Source organism: Erwinia sp. S43 (assembly GCF_016624745.1).
Lineage (GTDB): Bacteria > Pseudomonadota > Gammaproteobacteria > Enterobacterales > Enterobacteriaceae > Erwinia > Erwinia coffeiphila.
In genome coordinates this window covers 24,770-41,860 of sequence record NZ_JACVTX010000010.1, presented here as the reverse complement: position 1 = coordinate 41,860, position 17,091 = coordinate 24,770, and the positions used below count along the sequence as shown (strand labels likewise).

General features: G+C 54.6%; 19 protein-coding genes. 17 read left to right on the top strand and 2 right to left on the bottom strand.

What is annotated here, in order from left to right:
- The first annotated feature begins 71 nt into the window (after positions 1–71).
- From tauA to tauD, 4 genes are read left to right on the top strand one after another with little or no spacing between them, the layout of a single operon-like run.
- A complete protein-coding gene (gene tauA, locus IBT47_RS13950) occupies positions 72–1,049 on the top strand; it encodes a taurine ABC transporter substrate-binding protein (RefSeq protein WP_105594020.1) in 978 nt (325 codons plus the stop codon).
- A 14-nt stretch (positions 1,050–1,063) separates the two neighbouring features.
- Positions 1,064–1,831 (top strand): taurine ABC transporter ATP-binding subunit, encoded by a 768-nt coding sequence (gene tauB, locus IBT47_RS13945; RefSeq protein WP_200560879.1) that lies wholly within the window; start codon positions 1,064–1,066, stop codon positions 1,829–1,831.
- Positions 1,828–2,655 carry a taurine ABC transporter permease TauC gene (gene tauC, locus IBT47_RS13940; protein WP_200546719.1) on the top strand — a complete coding sequence of 276 codons (828 nt, stop codon included), beginning with the start codon at positions 1,828–1,830 and terminating at the stop codon, positions 2,653–2,655. The genes tauB and tauC overlap by 4 nt, the downstream gene beginning before the upstream one ends.
- On the top strand, positions 2,652–3,503 hold the full coding sequence (gene tauD, locus IBT47_RS13935; RefSeq protein ID WP_105594017.1) for a taurine dioxygenase: 852 nt from the start codon (positions 2,652–2,654) through the stop codon (positions 3,501–3,503). Before tauC ends, tauD begins: the two co-directional genes overlap by 4 nt.
- 115 nt (positions 3,504–3,618) lie before the next feature.
- Here the strand turns inward: tauD and IBT47_RS13930 are convergent, their stop codons facing one another.
- Positions 3,619–5,523: an ABC transporter ATP-binding protein gene (locus IBT47_RS13930; protein WP_200560878.1), complete on the bottom strand. Its 1,905-nt coding sequence runs from the start codon at positions 5,521–5,523 to the stop codon at positions 3,619–3,621.
- Positions 5,524–5,648: 125 nt separating this feature from the next.
- Between IBT47_RS13930 and kefG the strand changes: the two genes are divergently transcribed.
- From kefG to slyD, 4 genes are all read left to right on the top strand, one after another.
- Positions 5,649–6,200, top strand: a complete 552-nt coding sequence (gene kefG, locus IBT47_RS13925; RefSeq protein ID WP_105594015.1) for a glutathione-regulated potassium-efflux system ancillary protein KefG — start codon at positions 5,649–5,651, stop codon at positions 6,198–6,200.
- Positions 6,200–8,005 (top strand): glutathione-regulated potassium-efflux system protein KefB, encoded by a 1,806-nt coding sequence (gene kefB / locus IBT47_RS13920; RefSeq protein WP_105594014.1) that lies wholly within the window; start codon positions 6,200–6,202, stop codon positions 8,003–8,005. The genes kefG and kefB overlap by 1 nt, the downstream gene beginning before the upstream one ends.
- A gap of 56 nt (positions 8,006–8,061) precedes the next feature.
- A complete protein-coding gene (locus tag IBT47_RS13915; RefSeq protein WP_105594013.1) occupies positions 8,062–8,262 on the top strand; it encodes a YheV family putative zinc ribbon protein in 201 nt (66 codons plus the stop codon).
- Between the two features lie 141 nt (positions 8,263–8,403).
- Positions 8,404–8,946: a peptidylprolyl isomerase gene (slyD, locus tag IBT47_RS13910; protein WP_105594012.1), complete on the top strand. Its 543-nt coding sequence runs from the start codon at positions 8,404–8,406 to the stop codon at positions 8,944–8,946.
- Positions 8,947–9,054: 108 nt separating this feature from the next.
- Here slyD and IBT47_RS13905 read toward each other — a convergent pair whose 3' ends face one another.
- On the bottom strand, positions 9,055–9,273 hold the full coding sequence (locus IBT47_RS13905) for a protein SlyX (RefSeq protein WP_105594011.1): 219 nt from the start codon (positions 9,271–9,273) through the stop codon (positions 9,055–9,057).
- Between the two features lie 290 nt (positions 9,274–9,563).
- Here IBT47_RS13905 and fkpA point away from each other — a divergent pair, with 290 nt between their 5' ends.
- From fkpA to tuf, 9 genes are all read left to right on the top strand, one after another.
- On the top strand, positions 9,564–10,382 hold the full coding sequence (gene fkpA, locus IBT47_RS13900) for an FKBP-type peptidyl-prolyl cis-trans isomerase (protein ID WP_200560877.1): 819 nt from the start codon (positions 9,564–9,566) through the stop codon (positions 10,380–10,382).
- Positions 10,383–10,588: 206 nt separating this feature from the next.
- Complete coding sequence (locus IBT47_RS13895; protein WP_105594009.1) at positions 10,589–11,311, top strand: transcriptional regulator; 723 nt, start codon at positions 10,589–10,591, stop codon at positions 11,309–11,311.
- Positions 11,311–11,697: a sulfurtransferase complex subunit TusD gene (gene tusD, locus IBT47_RS13890; RefSeq protein WP_105594008.1), complete on the top strand. Its 387-nt coding sequence runs from the start codon at positions 11,311–11,313 to the stop codon at positions 11,695–11,697. The genes IBT47_RS13895 and tusD overlap by 1 nt, the downstream gene beginning before the upstream one ends.
- The gene (gene tusC, locus IBT47_RS13885; protein ID WP_200560876.1) at positions 11,697–12,056 is read left to right on the top strand and encodes a sulfurtransferase complex subunit TusC; all 360 of its coding nucleotides are present in this window, start codon (positions 11,697–11,699) and stop codon (positions 12,054–12,056) included. Before tusD ends, tusC begins: the two co-directional genes overlap by 1 nt.
- Positions 12,057–12,063: 7 nt before the next feature.
- Positions 12,064–12,351 carry a sulfurtransferase complex subunit TusB gene (gene tusB, locus IBT47_RS13880; RefSeq protein WP_200560875.1) on the top strand — a complete coding sequence of 96 codons (288 nt, stop codon included), beginning with the start codon at positions 12,064–12,066 and terminating at the stop codon, positions 12,349–12,351.
- 125 nt (positions 12,352–12,476) lie between these two features.
- Positions 12,477–12,851 carry a 30S ribosomal protein S12 gene (rpsL, locus tag IBT47_RS13875; RefSeq protein ID WP_075182598.1) on the top strand — a complete coding sequence of 125 codons (375 nt, stop codon included), beginning with the start codon at positions 12,477–12,479 and terminating at the stop codon, positions 12,849–12,851.
- A 96-nt stretch (positions 12,852–12,947) separates the two neighbouring features.
- On the top strand, positions 12,948–13,418 hold the full coding sequence (gene rpsG / locus IBT47_RS13870; protein ID WP_105594005.1) for a 30S ribosomal protein S7: 471 nt from the start codon (positions 12,948–12,950) through the stop codon (positions 13,416–13,418).
- Between the two features lie 90 nt (positions 13,419–13,508).
- Positions 13,509–15,623 carry an elongation factor G gene (fusA, locus tag IBT47_RS13865; RefSeq protein WP_105594004.1) on the top strand — a complete coding sequence of 705 codons (2,115 nt, stop codon included), beginning with the start codon at positions 13,509–13,511 and terminating at the stop codon, positions 15,621–15,623.
- Positions 15,624–15,693: 70 nt separating this feature from the next.
- On the top strand, positions 15,694–16,878 hold the full coding sequence (gene tuf, locus IBT47_RS13860) for an elongation factor Tu (protein ID WP_200546711.1): 1,185 nt from the start codon (positions 15,694–15,696) through the stop codon (positions 16,876–16,878).
- The last annotated feature ends 213 nt before the right edge of the window (positions 16,879–17,091 follow it).

Here is a 17,091-nt window from a genome sequence, read left to right as displayed (position 1 = left end):
TACTTTATTGCGATAGTCGCGCCCGGTTACAAAGGAGGTGTTCACCGATAACAACAATACTGGAGCGGGCTATGGCGGGTAAATTTACAGTTTCAATTCTGGCAGCGGCACTGGGGCTGGCAGCACTTAACGCACAGGCGGTGGACGTGACCGTCGCCTATCAGACATCAGCAGAACCGGCGAAAGTCGCGCAGGCCGACGACACCTTTGCTAAAGAGAGCGGGGCAAAAGTTGACTGGCGCAAATTCGACAGCGGTGCCAGCGTGGTCAGGGCACTGGCTTCTGGTGATGTGCAGATTGGTAACCTCGGTTCCAGCCCGCTCGCCGTTGCGGCCAGCCAGGGCGTGCCGATTGAAGTCTTCCTGCTGGCATCACAGCTCGGTAACTCCGAAGCGCTGGTGGTGAAAAAGAACATTAAAGATCCTAAGGACCTGATTGGTAAACGTATCGCCGTGCCGTTTATCTCCACCACGCACTACAGCCTGCTGGCCTCGCTAAAGCACTGGGGTATTAAGCCGGGCCAGGTACAGATTATTAACCTGCAACCACCGGCGATTATTGCCGCCTGGCAGCGCGGAGATATCGACGGTGCCTACGTCTGGTCACCGGCGGTTAACCAGCTGGAAAAAGACGGCACCGTGCTGACCGATTCCTCGCAGGTGGGGAAATGGGGTTCTCCGACCCTCGACGTTTGGGTAGTGCGTAAAGACTTCGCCGAGAAGCATCCTGAGGTGGTGACCGCCTTTGCCCGCAGCGCGCTAGCCCCGCAAAAAGCCTATATCGATAACCCGGAAGCCTGGCTGAAGCAGGATGACAACCTGAGCAAGCTGTCGCGCCTGAGCGGCGTACCGACCGAAGATGTGCCGGTGCTGGTCAAAGGGAATACCTATCTTACCGCTCAGCAGCAGGTGCAGGAGCTGAACGGCCCGGTGAATAAGGCGATTGTTGATACCGCTAACTTCCTGAAAGAGCAGGGCAAGGTGCCGCAGGTGGCCAGCGACTACAGCAGTTTCGTCACCGATCGTTTTGTTAAACCGCTGACGCAATAAGCGAGGTAAAGCCGATGCTGTCCGTCTCTCATCTCAGCGCTCGCTATCAAAACCAGCTGGCGCTCCAGGATATTAATCTGTCGATTGACAGCGGTGAACTGCTGGTGGTGCTGGGGCCATCCGGCTGCGGCAAAACGACGCTGCTGAACCTGATTGCCGGCTTTATCCCGGCGGAGAGCGGCAGCATTACGCTGGACGGCAAGCCGGTCAACGGGCCGGGTGCCGATCGCGGTGTGGTCTTTCAAAACGAAGGGCTGCTGCCCTGGCGTAACGTGCTGGATAACGTTGCCTTCGGCCTGCAGCTGGCCGGGGTCGAAAAAAATGAACGGCGGGAAATTGCCCGCCAAATGCTGAAAAAAGTGGGCCTGGCGGGCGCGGAGCGACGCTTTATCTGGCAGCTTTCCGGCGGGATGCATCAGCGGGTCGGCATTGCCCGCGCACTGGCGGCCGATCCGCGGCTGCTGCTGCTGGATGAGCCTTTCGGCGCGCTGGATGCTTTCACCCGCGAACAGATGCAGGAGCTGCTGCTGACGCTCTGGCGGGACAGCGGCAAGCAAATCCTGTTGATTACCCACGATATTGAAGAGGCGGTATTCCTCGCCAGCGAGCTGGTGCTGTTATCGCCTGGCCCTGGCCGCATTGTTGAACGCCTTGCGCTGGATTTCGGCCGCCGCTACGCCAACGGCGAACCGTGCCGGTCAATTAAATCCGACCCGGCGTTTATTGAACGCCGCGAGTATGTTCTTAGCCGGGTATTCCATCAGCGCGAGGTGTTGGTATGAGCTCACTGATTAATGAAAAAAGCACGCCGCGCCGCTGGCGTTTTCGCTGGCCGCTGTCGCGCCAGCTGACGTTGAGTAGCGCCACGCTGGTAGTGTTAATCGCTATCTGGTGGCTGGTAACCGCGCTACAGCTGGTAACGCCGTTGTTCCTGCCGCCGCCGCAGCAGGTACTGCAAAAGCTGCTGACCATCGCCGGTCCGACCGGATTTATGGATGCCACTCTGTGGCAGCACCTGGGAGCCAGCCTGACGCGTATCCTGATTGCGCTGCTGGCGGCGGTGGTGATTGGCGTGCCGGTGGGCATCTTTATGGGGCTGAATGAGACGGTGCGCGGCATTCTCGACCCGCTGATTGAGCTTTATCGCCCGGTGCCGCCGCTGGCCTATCTGCCGCTGATGGTGATCTGGTTTGGCATTGGCGAAACCTCGAAAATTTTACTGATTTATCTGGCGATTTTCGCCCCGGTGGCGATGTCTGCGCTGGCCGGTGTGAAGAGCGCTCAGCAGGTGCGGCTGCGCGCCGCACGTTCGCTGGGGGCCAGCCGTTGGCAGGTGCTGTGGTATGTCGTCCTGCCCGGTGCGCTACCGGAAATTCTCACCGGTTTACGCATTGGCCTGGGCGTGGGCTGGTCCACCCTGGTGGCAGCGGAGCTGATTGCGGCCACGCGCGGCCTTGGTTTTATGGTGCAATCCGCGGGGGAGTTCCTCGCCACCGACGTCGTGCTGGCAGGCATTGCGGTGATTGCCCTGATTGCATTTGCACTTGAGCTGGGGCTGCGTGCCTTACAGCGTCGTTTAACCCCGTGGCACGGAGCACAGTCATGAACGAACGAATTACTATTCAACCGCTTGGGCCCTACATTGGTGCGCAGGTTAGCAATCTGGATTTACGCCTGCCGCTCAGCGACGGTCAGTTTGAACAGCTTTACCATGCGCTGATCCGCCATCAGGTGCTGTTCCTGCGCGATCAGCCGATCACGCCGCAGCAGCAGCGTGCGCTGGCGGCTCGTTTCGGCGACCTGCATATTCACCCGGTCTATCCTCATGCCCCCGGCGTGGAGGAAATTATCGTACTGGATACCCATGACGATAATCCGCCGGATAACGATAACTGGCATACCGACGTCACCTTTATTGAGACGCCGCCCGCCGGGGCCATTCTTGCCGCGAAGCACCTGCCGGAAACCGGCGGAGATACGCTGTGGGCCAGCGGGATCGCTGCCTGGGATGCGCTATCCGAGCCGCTACAGCAGTTGCTGAGCGGGCTGCTGGCGGAACATGACTTTAAGAAATCGTTCCAGGAGTACAAATATCGCGGTAGCGAAGAGGAACATCAGCGCTGGCAGCAGGCGGTCGCGAAGAATCCACCGCTGCTGCATCCGGTAGTGCGGACTCATCCGGTCAGCGGTAAGCAGGCGCTATTTGTTAATGAAGGCTTCACCACGCGTATTGTCGGCATCAAGGAGAAAGAGAGCGACGCGCTGCTGCGTTTCCTGTTTGCTCATATCACCAAGCCGGAGTTTCAGGTGCGCTGGCGCTGGCAGGTCGGGGATGTGGCCATCTGGGATAACCGGGTGACTCAGCACTACGCGAATGCGGATTATCTTCCACAGCGGCGCATTATGCACCGCGCGACGATCCTCGGGGATAAGCCGTTTTATCGCGCTGAATAATGTCGCCGTAGAAAGAACGTCTAAACGAAGTTGGAAGGGCAATACGGGCTGAATCCGAGGTGTCAGTTCAGCCTGAGCAGGGGACGGCTGAAACCGTCCTCTGCCTGATGGAGTATTATTCCGCGTTTAGCATCGCTTCAAGCTGTTCCTGTGCGTCCAGCCATTCCATTTCACTCTCTTCCAGCGCGGATTTTGCCGTTGCCTGCTGTTGCAGTGCGGCGGTGAGATCGGCCTTGCGGTTTTGCTCGTAGATCGCCGTGTCTGACAGCTTCGCTTCGGCATCCGCCAGCTGAAGGTTGTGCTTCTCCATCAGCTTTTCCAGCTTTTCAATCTGCTTGCGCAGAGGCTGGGTCTGCGTGCGCAGTTCGGCCTCGCGGCGCTTTTGATCTTTACGCGACTGTGCGCTGTTGGCGCTTTCTACTTTCGGGGCGGATTCTGCCGCTACCTGTTTTTGCAGGTCGCTGAGCCACTGCTGATAATCTTCCAGGTCGCCATCAAAGGCTTCGACTTTACCGTCATGCACCAGGTAGAGATCGTCGGTCGTGGATCGCAGCAGGTGGCGATCGTGCGAAACCACCACCAGCGCGCCCTCAAAGTCGATCAACGCTTCGGTTAAGGCCTGGCGCATATCCAGATCGAGGTGGTTAGTGGGTTCATCAAGCAGCAGCAGGTTCGGGCGCTGCCAGACGATCAGCGCCAGCACCAGACGGGCTTTCTCGCCGCCGGAGAAGCGTTTCGTCTCCTCGGTGACTTTATCCCCCTGAAAGCCGAAGCCGCCCAGATAATCGCGCAGCTGCTGTTCCAGCACCTTTGGTGCCAGCCGTGCCAGATGCTGTAGCGGGGATTCATCCGCGCGTAAGAATTCAAGCTGATGCTGGGCGAAATAGCCGAGCTTGATGCCTTTCGCCAGACCGATATCACCCTGTAGCGGGGCCAGTTCACCCGCCAGCAGCTTGATCAGCGTGGATTTACCGGCACCGTTACGGCCCAGCAGGCCGATACGCGATCCGGGTACCAGGTTCAGCTTGATGGAGTTGAGGATTTTTCTGTCGCCGTAGCCCGCGCTGACTTTTTCCATTTTCAACAGCGGGTTAGGCAGGCTTTCCGGCTCGCGGAAGCTGAAGGTAAACGGGTTGTCGACGTGCGCCGGGGCGATCAGCTCCATGCGTTCCAGCATTTTGATACGGCTTTGCGCCTGCTTGGCCTTGGTCGCTTTCGCTTTGAAGCGGTCAATAAAGCTTTGCAGATGGGCCACTTTTTGCTGCTGGTGCTCAAACATCGACTGCTGCTGCGCCAGCTTGGTGGCGCGCTGAATTTCGAACGAGCTGTAGTTACCGGTGTATTCGAAGATTGTTTGCTGTTCGATATGCAGGATCTTATCCACCACCGGATCAAGGAAGTCACGATCGTGGGAGATCAGGATCAGCGTGCCGCTGTAGCTTTTCAGCCAGCGTTCCAGCCAGATCACTGCATCAAGATCGAGGTGGTTAGTCGGTTCATCGAGCAGCAGCAGATCGGAACGGCAGAGCAGGGCCTGCGCGAGGTTTAAACGCATACGCCAGCCGCCGGAAAAATCACTGACCGGCCGCTGTAGCTGTTCCTGGCTAAAGCCCAAACCGCTAAGAAGGCTTGCCGCGCGGGATTGTATTGTCCATGCCTGAATCGCATCCAGCTTGCCGTGCAGCGTGGCGATGGCATGGCCGTCGTTAATGTCGTTGGCGTGCGCTAATTCAGACTCAAGCTGACGAAATTCACGGTCGCCGTCGATAACATACTCAATAGCGGCAACGTCCAGCGCGGGCGTTTCCTGGTTGACCCACGCCAGTGACCAGCTACCGGGGTAGCTAAAGCTGCCGGCATCGGCGCTTATCTCGTTTTTAAGCAGAGCCAGCAGCGTGGATTTACCGCAGCCGTTTTTACCGACCAGGCCCACTTTCTGACCGGGATTGATAGTCGCCGTAGCGTTATCCAGCAGTACGCGGACACCGCGACGAATTTGTAACGAGGAGAATACAATCATAAGCGCCGTAAGTTCAGAGTATGTTAAATTAAGTCATCATAATCAGTTTGTCGGAATCACGTATTCCGTTGCGTCGTGCATGGTAGCGGAAATCCCCGGCCGTGACGACGATTTGGAGGGGAATGATGTCGCAGCCGCCTAAAGTTCTGCTGTTGTATGCCCATCCGGAGTCTCAAGATTCGATCGCTAATCGTGTTTTGCTGCAACCGGCTCGTAATCTGGAACACGTGACGGTCCATGACTTATACGCGCACTATCCCGATTTCTTTATTGATATTCACCATGAGCAGCAGCTGCTGCGCGACCATCAAATCATTGTTTTTCAGCATCCTCTCTATACCTACAGCTGCCCGGCGCTGCTGAAGGAGTGGATGGATCGCGTGTTGTCCCGTGGCTTTGCCAGCGGACCGGGCGGTAACGTGCTGGAAGGTAAATACTGGCGCAGTGTGATCACCACCGGCGAGCCGGAGGCGGCCTATCATCAGGAAGGGCTGAATCGCTACCCGATGTCTGAGATTATGCGCCCGTTTGAGCTGACGGCGCAGATGTGCCGGATGCACTGGCTGACGCCGATGATTGTCTACTGGGCGCGCCGCCAGTCTGCTGAAACCATGAAAAACTATGCCAACGCCTACGATGACTGGCTGGAAAATCCACTGCCCTATGGAGGTGTTTAATGGAAGGTGAAACTCTCCTGACCGCAGGCGTGGTGTACCTGTTTGCCGCGGTGATTGCGGTGCCGATTGCGGCGCGTCTGGGTATTGGCGCTGTGCTGGGGTATTTACTGGCGGGTATCGCCATTGGCCCGTGGGGCTTAGGCTTTATCAGCGACGTGGAGGAGATCCTGCACTTCTCTGAGCTGGGCGTGGTATTCCTGATGTTTATCATCGGCCTGGAACTGAACCCCTCGAAACTGTGGCAGCTGCGCCGTTCGATTTTTGGCGTCGGTGCGGCGCAGGTGATCCTCAGTGCTGCAGTGCTGGGTGGCCTGCTGTATCTGACCGATTTCTCCTGGCAGGCGGCCACTATCGGCGGGATCGGGCTGGCGATGTCGTCTACGGCGATGGCATTACAGTTGATGCGCGATAAGGGCATGAATCGCAATGAATCCGGGCAGCTCGGCTTCTCGGTTCTGCTGTTTCAGGACCTGGCGGTGATCCCGGCGCTGGCGCTGGTCCCTCTGTTGGCCGGTAACGATAGCGGCCATACCGACTGGATGAAAGTGGGCATCAAGGTGCTGGCGTTTGCCGGTATGCTGATTGGCGGGCGCTATTTGCTCCGCCCGATCCTGCGTTTTATTGCCGCCTCCGGCGTGCGCGAGGTATTTACCGCCGCGTCGCTGCTGCTGGTGCTGGGCTCTGCACTGTTTATGGATGCGCTTGGGCTGTCGATGGCGCTGGGCACCTTTATCGCCGGTATTCTGCTGGCAGAAAGCGAATATCGCCACGAGCTGGAAGTGTCGATCGATCCGTTTAAGGGGCTGCTGCTGGGGCTGTTCTTTATTTCGGTGGGCATGGCGCTCAACCTCGGCGTGCTCTATACCCATATTGTTGAGATCCTCGTTGGCGTCGTCGCCCTGGTGGCGGTGAAGACGCTGGTTCTCTATCTGCTGGCCCGCGTTTATGGTCTGCGCAGCTCCGAGCGGTTGCAGTTTGCCGGCGTGCTGAGCCAGGGGGGAGAGTTTGCCTTCGTACTGTTCTCCGCTGCGGCTTCGGCAAAGTTGTTCAGTGGCGATCAGATGCCGCTGTTGTTGGTGACTGTAACGCTGTCGATGATGACCACGCCGCTGCTGATGCAGGGAGTGGATCGTATTCTCGCCCGGCGCTTTAACGAAGCGGACGACACGCAGGAAAAACCGTTCGTTGAAGATGATAAGCCGCAGGTTATCGTGGTGGGCTTCGGACGTTTTGGCCAGGTCATTGGCCGCCTGCTGATGGCGAACGAAAAGCGCATTACCGTGCTGGAGCGTGATATCAGTGCCGTTAGCCTGATGCGCAAATACGGCTACAAAGTTTATTACGGCGATGCTACTGAACTTGAATTATTGCGGGCGGCGGGCGCAGAAACGGCGCAGTCGATCGTGATAACCTGCAACAGTCCGGAAGACTCGATGGAGATTGTTCATCTGTGCCAGCAGCATTTCCCGCATCTGCAAATTCTTGCCCGCGCCCGTGGCCGTGTAGAGGCCCACGAGCTGCTGCAGGCCGGTGTGATGCAGTTCTCGCGTGAAACCTTCAGCAGTGCGCTGGAGCTGGGCCGCAAGACGCTGATGACGCTGGGCATGCATCCGCACCAGGCGTTTCGCGCTCAGCAGCACTTCCGTCGTCTGGATATGCGCATGCTGCGTGAGCTGATGCCGAATCATACCGACAGTCAGCATATCTCCAGGGTGAAAGAGGCACGGCGCGAGCTGGAAGATATCTTCCAGACCGAGATGCGCCAGGAAAAACGGCAGCTCGATGGCTGGGACGGCAACGAGTAGCGGGCGATTTCTCGGCGAGCGTCCGTACGACAGAACTAAATCATCATTTTTCTGGGATCATTATGCGTAAACGTTTTATCGCTGGTGCAACCTGCCCCAGCTGTCAGGCTAAAGACACTCTTGCTCTGTGGCGGGAGAATAATGTTGATGTGGTTGAGTGCGTTAAGTGTGGTCATCAGATGCGCGAAGCCGATAAACAGGCCCGCGAACAGGTACGCGAGAAGGAACAGGTGATCGGTATTTTTCATCCCGACTAGCGCTACCGCCCAGCTTTTTTTAAGCTGTAGCGTACAGCCGCATTGAAATTCGATACAATTGGCGCCACTTAGAGTCCATAACGTTGGTAATGATAGCCAGCGAAGCTAAGGGCTCAACGCTCTCAACGGTTAGGAGAAATCATGAAAGTAGCAAAAGACCTTGTGGTCAGCCTGGCATACCAGGTACGTACAGAAGATGGTGTGTTGGTTGATGAGTCACCGGTGAGTGCACCGCTGGACTACCTGCACGGTCATGGCTCCCTGATTTCCGGCCTGGAGAAGGCGCTGGAAAATCGTGAAGTAGGCGATAAGTTTGATGTGAAAATCGCTTCTAACGATGCCTACGGCGAGTATGACGATAATCTGGTTCAGCGCGTTCCTAAAGACGTCTTTATGGGCGTGGACGAACTGCAGGTTGGTATGCGCTTTATGGCCGAAACTGACCAGGGTCCGGTTCCGGTTGAAATCACCGAAGTGGAAGACGAGCACGTTGTGGTTGACGGTAACCACATGTTGGCCGGTCAGAACCTGAGCTTCAACGTTGAAGTGATCGCCATCCGTGCTGCAACCGAAGAAGAGCTGGCTCACGGCCACGTTCACGGTGAGCACGACCATCACCACGATCACGACCATGACCACGGTCACGGTGGTTGTGGCAACGGTGGCTGTGGCTGCAGCCACTAATCGCCGATCGTTAAAAAGCGAGCAGCCGCTATCTTTCTCAGGTAGCGGCTTTTTTTTGCGTTTCTTTCGGTGTTTCAGTGTAACGGGGAAGCGGGTACTGCGTGACACTCAGTAGTGTGGCGGAGGTGTTTCTTCCGACTGTGATGCGATCTGCGAAGGGGCGGCGGCCTTGAGTTTATCGGTCAGCAAGCGCATCTGTTCACGCAGCCGCGCCATATCCAGCTCGTGCTGTACCACGGTCTGGTTCAGCTCCTCAATAGTGTGTTCCTGAAACGCCAGTTTACTCTCCAGCACTTCAATTCGCTGTTCCAGCAATGTTTGTTGCATTTTATTCCCTCTTGTTACTACTTACCGTTCGTTCGAGCGGGTGAATTGTCCGATTCTAACGGCAAAAGAGAGGCTAACACAGGTAAAATGGCGTAAATTGGCGATTGAGGGTTGAAAAGTCAGGCGGCTGTTGCCATCACAGGCAGTGAAACTTTTCGGCAGCCGGATTGTCGGAAGTTAACTTCTATATTTCAGGCGGGAGTATTTTGTTTTCCCGCGCCCGGTTATAGTACGGACCGAAGGTCTGCAAACGATTCCCGAGGTGAGACGCTTCGGTTTTGGAGAAATGGATGAAATCATTATTTAAAGTCACATTGTTAGCTACCACTATGGCCCTCGCGCTGAATGCTCCGCTGACAATGGCTGCTGATGCGGCCCCGGCTCAGAAAGCGGCAGAGCAGGCACCTAAGAATGCTGCGTTCAAAAACGACGATCAGCAGTCTGCTTACGCACTGGGTGCTTCACTGGGTCGCTACATGGAAAACTCCCTGAAGGAACAGGAAAAACTGGGCATCGCTCTGGACAAAACCCAGCTGATTGCGGGCGTTCAGGATGCGTTTGCCGGTAAGAGCAAACTCTCCGACCAGGAAATCGAACAAACGCTGCAGTCCTTCGAAGGCCGTGTGAAAGGCGCAGCTCAGGCGAAGATGGAAAAAGACGCGAAAGAGAATGCCACCAAGGGTGAAGCTTTCGCTGCTAAATTCGCTAAAGAGAAAGGCGTGAAGAAAACTGAAACCGGTCTGCTGTATAAAGTTGAGAAAGCCGGTACAGGTGATGCGCCGAAAGACAGCGATACCGTTGTTGTGAACTACAAAGGAACCCTGATTGATGGTTCCGAGTTTGATAACTCTTACACCCGCGGCGAGCCGCTGTCATTCCGTCTGGACGGCGTGATCCCTGGCTGGACCGAAGGTCTGAAGCAGGTTAAGAAAGGCGGTAAAATCAAACTGGTTATCCCACCGAACCTGGCCTACGGTAAAAACGGCGTTCCGGGTATCCCGGCTAACTCCACGCTGGTGTTTGACGTTGAACTGCTGGATATCAAACCAGCGGCTAAAGCTGAAGCCCCGGCAGCCGCGCCTGCTGAAGGCGCCGCTAAACAGCAGTAATTCCTGCCTGCCGCCACCTTCGGGTGGCGGTTTTATTTCCCGCTCTTACCTCGCTGTTTCTTCTGGTTTTTTGCTTAGATCATCATTTCACGACAAAGTCGGGACACACCTTTCTGATATTTGCTAGACTAGCCAACGCGCATTTAATAAGAATGAGTCTGCCCTTGCGCTGTGTGACAGGCTCTTGTCAAAGGGTGGTGTCGTCTATGTCTGGTTCATTTTTTCCCGCCGATATTACGGATGCGGATCTGCTTGAGCAGCATCCCTTCGTGCCTGCGGATTTTGATATTTTAAGGTCTTACGAAGCCGTGGTGGATGGCCTGGCCATGCTGATCGGCTCGCACTGTGAGATCGTGCTGCATTCACTGGAAGATTTAAAATGCTCGGCGGTGAGAATCGCTAATGGTGAACATACCGGGCGTAAAATCGGGTCGCCGATTACCGATCTCGCGCTGCGTATGCTGCATGATATGACCGATGCAGACAGCAATGTTTCTAAAGCCTATTTCACCCGCGCTAAAAGCGGTGTGCTGATGAAATCCGTCACCATCGCGATTCGCAACGGCAATCAGCGTGTTATCGGTCTGCTGTGCATCAACATGAACCTGGATGTCCCGTTCTCGCAAATTATGGCGACCTTTATGCCGCCGGAAACGCCTGATGTCGCCTCGTCGGTGAACTTTGCGTCTTCGGTGGAAGATCTGGTGATGCAAACGCTGGAGTTCACCATTGAAGAGGTGAGCGCCGACCGTAACGTATCAAACAATGCCAAAAATCGTCAGATTGTCCTGAATCTCTATGAGAAGGGGATTTTTGATATCAAAGATGCGATTAATCAGGTGGCTGACCGCTTAAACATCTCCAAGCACACCGTTTATCTCTACATCCGCCAGTTTAAAAACGGTGACTTCCACGGGCAGGATAAGTAATGCGTTTCGCGCTGATGGTCACCGGCCCGGCCTACGGCACACAGCAGGCCAGCAGCGCCTGGCTGTTCGCTAACGCGCTGCTGGAACAGGGGCATCAGCTTGAGAGCGTGTTCTTCTATCGTGAAGGTGTGCTGAATGCCAGCCAGCTTAATGCCCCCGCCAGCGATGAGTTTGATTTAACTCGCAGCTGGCAGCAGCTACAGCAGAAATACGGTTTTGCTTTAAACATCTGCGTGGCTGCAGCGCTGCGGCGGGGGATTACCGATCGGCAGGAAGCAGAAAATCTGGGGCTGCCGGCGGCAAACCTGGCAGACGGATTTCAGCTTTCGGGCCTTGGGGCGCTGGCGGAAGCGGCACTGAGCTGCGACAGAATGGTGCAGTTTTAATGAATCGCATTGCGTTTGTTTTCAGCCAGGCTCCGCATGGCACGAGTGCAGGCCGTGAAGGATTAGATGCCGTACTGGCCACTTCTGCCTTGAGTGATGAGATTGCGCTGTTCTTTATCAGCGACGGCGTGTTACAGCTCACCGCGGAGCAGCAGCCACAGCAAATACTGGCGCGTAACTACATTGCGACCTTCGGCGTTCTACCGCTATACGATGTAGAGCATTGCTATATTTGCGCAGCGGCGCTGGCGGAACGTGGGCTGGCCGTTGACGCGGTTCGTGTGCTGCCCGCTGAAGTGCTGGCTCCGGAAGCGCTGCGTGCCAGACTGGCGGAATACGACCGGGTGCTCACTTTCTGAGGACGCTATGCTGCATACTTTGATGACTTCACCGTTTCGCTGTGACCTGAATGCCGTGGTGCGGCTGTTAGCGGAAGGTGATGATGTTCTGCTGATGCAGGACGGCGTTATTGCCGCACTGGCCGGTAGCCCGGCACTTGAAGTACTGCTTCAAGCCCCCATATCTCTATTCGCTTTGAAAGACGATCTTGACGCTCGCGGGCTTTTTGGTCAAATTTCAACCAGTGTGACGGCGATAAGCTATACTGAGTTCGTTGCGCTGGCGGTTAAAAACCCTCAGCAAATAACCTGGTAATGACAGTACCCCTGGTTATTTCTTGACTCTTTTTAAGCTCAGCCCTAAAATTCCGCGGCCTCGTGATTCCGCGAGGTGATTTATTACGTGTTTACGAAGCAAAAGCTAAATCCAGGAGCTATTTAATGGCAACAGTTAACCAGCTGGTTCGCAAACCACGCGCACGTAAAGTTGCAAAGAGCAACGTACCTGCGCTGGAAGCCTGCCCGCAGAAACGTGGTGTATGTACTCGTGTATACACTACTACCCCTAAAAAACCGAACTCCGCACTGCGTAAAGTTTGCCGTGTTCGTTTAACCAACGGTTTTGAAGTTACCTCCTACATCGGTGGTGAAGGTCATAACCTGCAGGAACACTCAGTGATCCTGATCCGTGGCGGTCGTGTAAAAGACCTGCCAGGTGTGCGTTACCACACCGTTCGTGGCGCGCTGGACTGCTCAGGTGTTAAAGACCGTAAGCAGGCTCGCTCCAAGTACGGCGTGAAGAAGCCAAAGGCTTAATGGTTCTCCGTTAAGTAAGGCCAAACGTTTTAACCTTAATGTCAAAATAAACTCGTAGAGTTTTGGACAATCCTGAATTAACAACGGAGTATTTCCATGCCACGTCGTCGCGTCATTGGTCAGCGTAAAATTCTGCCAGATCCTAAGTTCGGATCAGAGCTGCTGGCCAAATTTGTAAATATCCTGATGGTAGATGGTAAAAAATCTACTGCTGAAGCTATCGTTTATAACGCGCTGGAGACCCTGGCTCAGCGTTCTGGTAAAAACGAGCTGGAAGCTTTCGAAGTAGCTCTGGACAACGTCCGCCCAACCGTGGAAGTTAAATCTCGCCGCGTTGGTGGTTCTACTTATCAGGTACCAGTTGAAGTCCGTCCGGTTCGTCGTAATGCCCTGGCAATGCGTTGGATCGTAGAAGCTGCTCGTAAACGCGGTGATAAATCTATGGCTCTGCGCCTGGCGAACGAACTTTCTGATGCTGCAGAAAACAAAGGTACTGCAGTTAAGAAACGTGAAGACGTTCACCGTATGGCCGAAGCCAACAAGGCGTTCGCTCACTACCGCTGGTAACAGCCCTGTAGTTGTTATTCACCCAGTGGGCGTTCAAGTGACCAACCCGCTGGGATTTAACTTAGAACGTCCGAGAATCAGAGGAATCAAATGGCTCGTAAAACACCCATTGAGCGCTACCGTAATATCGGTATCAGTGCGCACATCGACGCCGGTAAAACGACGACGACCGAACGTGTTCTGTTCTACACCGGTGTAAACCACAAAATCGGTGAAGTACATGACGGCGCAGCAACCATGGACTGGATGGAGCAGGAACAGGAACGTGGTATTACTATCACCTCCGCTGCGACCACCTGTTACTGGTCTGGTATGGCTAAGCAGTTTGAGCCACACCACGTAAACATCATCGACACCCCGGGACACGTTGACTTCACCATCGAAGTAGAACGTTCCATGCGTGTTCTTGACGGTGCAGTAATGGTTTACTGTGCGGTTGGTGGTGTTCAGCCACAGTCTGAAACCGTATGGCGCCAGGCTAACAAATATAAAGTTCCACGCATCGCGTTCGTTAACAAAATGGACCGCATGGGTGCTAACTTCCTGAAAGTTGTTGGTCAGATGGAATCGCGTCTGGGTGCAAACCCAGTGCCATTGCAGCTGGCTATCGGCGCAGAAGAGAAATTCACCGGTGTTGTTGACCTGGTGAAGATGAAAGCAATCAACTGGAACGACGCCGATCAGGGCGTTACCTTCGTTTACGAAGATATCCCAGCTGATATGCAGGATCTGGCCGACGAATGGCGTGCGAAGCTGGTTGAAGCGGCTGCGGAAGGTTCTGACGAGCTGATGGAGAAATTCTTCAGCGGTGAAGAGCTGACCGAAGAAGAGATCAAAACTTCTCTGCGTAAGCGCGTGCTGAAAAACGAAATCATTCTGGTTACCTGTGGTTCTGCATTTAAGAACAAAGGTGTTCAGGCGATGCTGGATGCGGTTGTTGAATACCTGCCGGCACCAAATGACGTTGAAGCAATCAACGGTATGCTGGACGACGGTAAAGACACGCCGGCGGTTCGTCACTCTGATGACGCAGAACCGTTTGCTGCTCTGGCGTTCAAAATCGCTACCGACCCGTTTGTAGGTAACCTGACCTTCTTCCGCGTTTATTCTGGCGTTGTGAATTCTGGCGACACCGTATTCAACCCGGTTAAGTCAGCTCGTGAGCGTCTGGGCCGTATCGTACAGATGCACGCCAACAAACGTGAAGAGATCAAAGAAGTTCGCGCGGGCGATATCGCTGCAGCTATCGGTCTGAAAGACGTGACTACCGGTGACACCCTGTGTGACCCGGAAAGCGTGATCATTCTGGAGCGCATGGAATTCCCTGAGCCGGTAATCTCGATCGCCGTTGAGCCAAAAACCAAAGCTGACCAGGAAAAAATGGGTCTGGCTCTGGGCCGTCTGGCGAAAGAAGACCCATCATTCCGCGTATGGACTGATGAAGAGTCTAACCAGACCATCATCGCTGGTATGGGTGAGCTGCACCTCGACATCATCGTTGACCGCATGAAGCGTGAATTCAACGTTGAAGCGAACGTCGGTAAACCTCAGGTTGCTTATCGCGAAGCAATTCGCTCTAAAGTTACCGATATCGAAGGTAAACACGCCAAGCAGTCTGGTGGTCGTGGTCAGTACGGTCATGTTGTTATCGACATGTACCCACTGGAGCCGGGCTCTAACCCTAAAGGTTACGAGTTCGTCAACGACATCAAAGGCGGCGTGATTCCTGGCGAATACATTCCTGCGGTTGATAAAGGTATCCAGGAGCAGCTGAAATCAGGTCCTCTGGCTGGTTATCCAGTAGTAGATCTGGGCGTTCGTCTGCACTTCGGTTCATACCATGACGTTGACTCCTCTGAGCTGGCGTTTAAACTGGCGGCTTCTATCGCGTTTAAAGACGGCTTTAAGAAAGCAACTCCAGTTCTGCTTGAACCAATCATGAAGGTTGAAGTAGAGACTCCGGAAGAGAACACCGGTGACGTTATCGGTGACCTTAGCCGTCGTCGTGGTATGCTCAAAGGACAGGAATCTAACGCTACTGGCGTTCAGATCCACGCTGAAGTTCCGCTGTCTGAAATGTTCGGATATGCTACTCAGCTGCGTTCTCTGACTAAAGGCCGTGCTTCTTACTCCATGGAGTTCCTGAAGTACGATGATGCGCCGAACAACGTCGCTCAGGCCGTTATCGAAGCTCGTAGCAAATAAGCTACAGTTTTAAAATATTGATCCTATGCTCTCACCAAAGGGTGAGAGCATTAAAGTAAGGAATATCGTCGTGGCTAAAGAGAAATTTGAACGTTCCAAACCGCACGTCAACGTAGGTACTATCGGCCACGTTGACCACGGTAAAACTACCCTGACTGCTGCTATCACCACCGTTCTGGCTAAAACCTACGGCGGTTCTGCTCGTGCATTCGACCAGATCGATAACGCACCAGAAGAAAAAGCACGTGGTATCACCATCAACACTTCTCACGTTGAATATGACACCCCGACTCGCCACTACGCGCACGTTGACTGCCCGGGCCACGCCGACTATGTGAAAAACATGATCACCGGTGCTGCTCAGATGGACGGCGCAATCCTGGTTGTTGCTGCGACTGATGGCCCAATGCCACAGACTCGTGAGCACATCCTGCTGGGTCGTCAGGTTGGCGTTCCATTCATCATCGTGTTCATGAACAAATGTGACATGGTTGATGATGAAGAGCTGCTGGAGCTGGTTGAGATGGAAGTACGTGACCTGCTGTCACAGTACGACTTCCCAGGCGACGACACCCCAATCGTTCACGGTTCTGCACTGAAAGCACTGCAGGGCGAAGCTGAGTGGGAAGCTAAGATCATCGAACTGGCTGGTTACCTGGATTCTTACATCCCAGAGCCAGAGCGTGCTATTGACAAGCCGTTCCTGCTGCCTATCGAAGACGTATTCTCCATCTCCGGCCGTGGTACTGTTGTTACCGGTCGTGTAGAGCGCGGTATCATTAAAGTGGGTGAAGAAGTTGAGATCGTGGGTCTGAAAGACACCGTGAAATCAACCTGTACCGGCGTTGAAATGTTCCGTAAGCTGCTGGACGAAGGCCGTGCGGGTGAGAACTGTGGTATCCTGCTGCGTGGTATTAAGCGTGAAGACGTTGAGCGCGGCCAGGTTCTGGCTAAGCCGGGCTCAATCAAGCCACACACCAAGTTCGAGTCAGAAGTTTATATTCTGTCTAAAGAAGAAGGCGGCCGTCACAGCCCATTCTTCAAAGGCTACCGTCCACAGTTCTACTTCCGTACAACTGACGTGACCGGTACCATCGAACTGCCAGAAGGCGTTGAGATGGTAATGCCAGGCGACAACATCAAACTGGTTGTTGAACTGATCAAGCCAATCGCAATGGACGACGGTCTGCGTTTCGCAATCCGCGAAGGCGGCCGTACCGTTGGTGCTGGTGTTGTTGCTAAAGTTATCGCTTAATTGTGATACTTGTCTGGCAGAGTTCGCTCTGCCAGAGCAGAAAAGAGAGCGCTTCGGCGCTCTTTTTTTTGGCCAAAATTCAGTATTCCTGATAATCGCGTTCGTATAATGGTTGCTTTGCCTCCAGATGTACGTATAATACGCGGGCCTGCCAATATGGTCAGGCGCGATTCAATATGAGTCGCCAGCCGGTGTGAAAATGCCAGCTAACAA

Bases quoted from the DNA above. Each gene is read 5' to 3' on its own strand.
- tauA (WP_105594020.1), top strand. From the start codon at position 72: ATGGCGGGTAAATTTACAGTTTCAATTCTGGCAGCGGCACTGGGGCTG.
- tauB (WP_200560879.1), top strand. From the start codon at position 1,064: ATGCTGTCCGTCTCTCATCTCAGCGCTCGCTATCAAAACCAGCTGGCG.
- tauC (WP_200546719.1), top strand. From the start codon at position 1,828: ATGAGCTCACTGATTAATGAAAAAAGCACGCCGCGCCGCTGGCGTTTT.
- tauD (WP_105594017.1), top strand. From the start codon at position 2,652: ATGAACGAACGAATTACTATTCAACCGCTTGGGCCCTACATTGGTGCG.
- IBT47_RS13930 (WP_200560878.1), bottom strand. From the start codon at position 5,523: ATGATTGTATTCTCCTCGTTACAAATTCGTCGCGGTGTCCGCGTACTG.
- kefG (WP_105594015.1), top strand. From the start codon at position 5,649: ATGTCGCAGCCGCCTAAAGTTCTGCTGTTGTATGCCCATCCGGAGTCT.
- kefB (WP_105594014.1), top strand. From the start codon at position 6,200: ATGGAAGGTGAAACTCTCCTGACCGCAGGCGTGGTGTACCTGTTTGCC.
- slyD (WP_105594012.1), top strand. From the start codon at position 8,404: ATGAAAGTAGCAAAAGACCTTGTGGTCAGCCTGGCATACCAGGTACGT.
- IBT47_RS13905 (WP_105594011.1), bottom strand. From the start codon at position 9,273: ATGCAACAAACATTGCTGGAACAGCGAATTGAAGTGCTGGAGAGTAAA.
- fkpA (WP_200560877.1), top strand. From the start codon at position 9,564: ATGAAATCATTATTTAAAGTCACATTGTTAGCTACCACTATGGCCCTC.
- IBT47_RS13895 (WP_105594009.1), top strand. From the start codon at position 10,589: ATGTCTGGTTCATTTTTTCCCGCCGATATTACGGATGCGGATCTGCTT.
- tusD (WP_105594008.1), top strand. From the start codon at position 11,311: ATGCGTTTCGCGCTGATGGTCACCGGCCCGGCCTACGGCACACAGCAG.
- tusC (WP_200560876.1), top strand. From the start codon at position 11,697: ATGAATCGCATTGCGTTTGTTTTCAGCCAGGCTCCGCATGGCACGAGT.
- tusB (WP_200560875.1), top strand. From the start codon at position 12,064: ATGCTGCATACTTTGATGACTTCACCGTTTCGCTGTGACCTGAATGCC.
- rpsL (WP_075182598.1), top strand. From the start codon at position 12,477: ATGGCAACAGTTAACCAGCTGGTTCGCAAACCACGCGCACGTAAAGTT.
- rpsG (WP_105594005.1), top strand. From the start codon at position 12,948: ATGCCACGTCGTCGCGTCATTGGTCAGCGTAAAATTCTGCCAGATCCT.
- fusA (WP_105594004.1), top strand. From the start codon at position 13,509: ATGGCTCGTAAAACACCCATTGAGCGCTACCGTAATATCGGTATCAGT.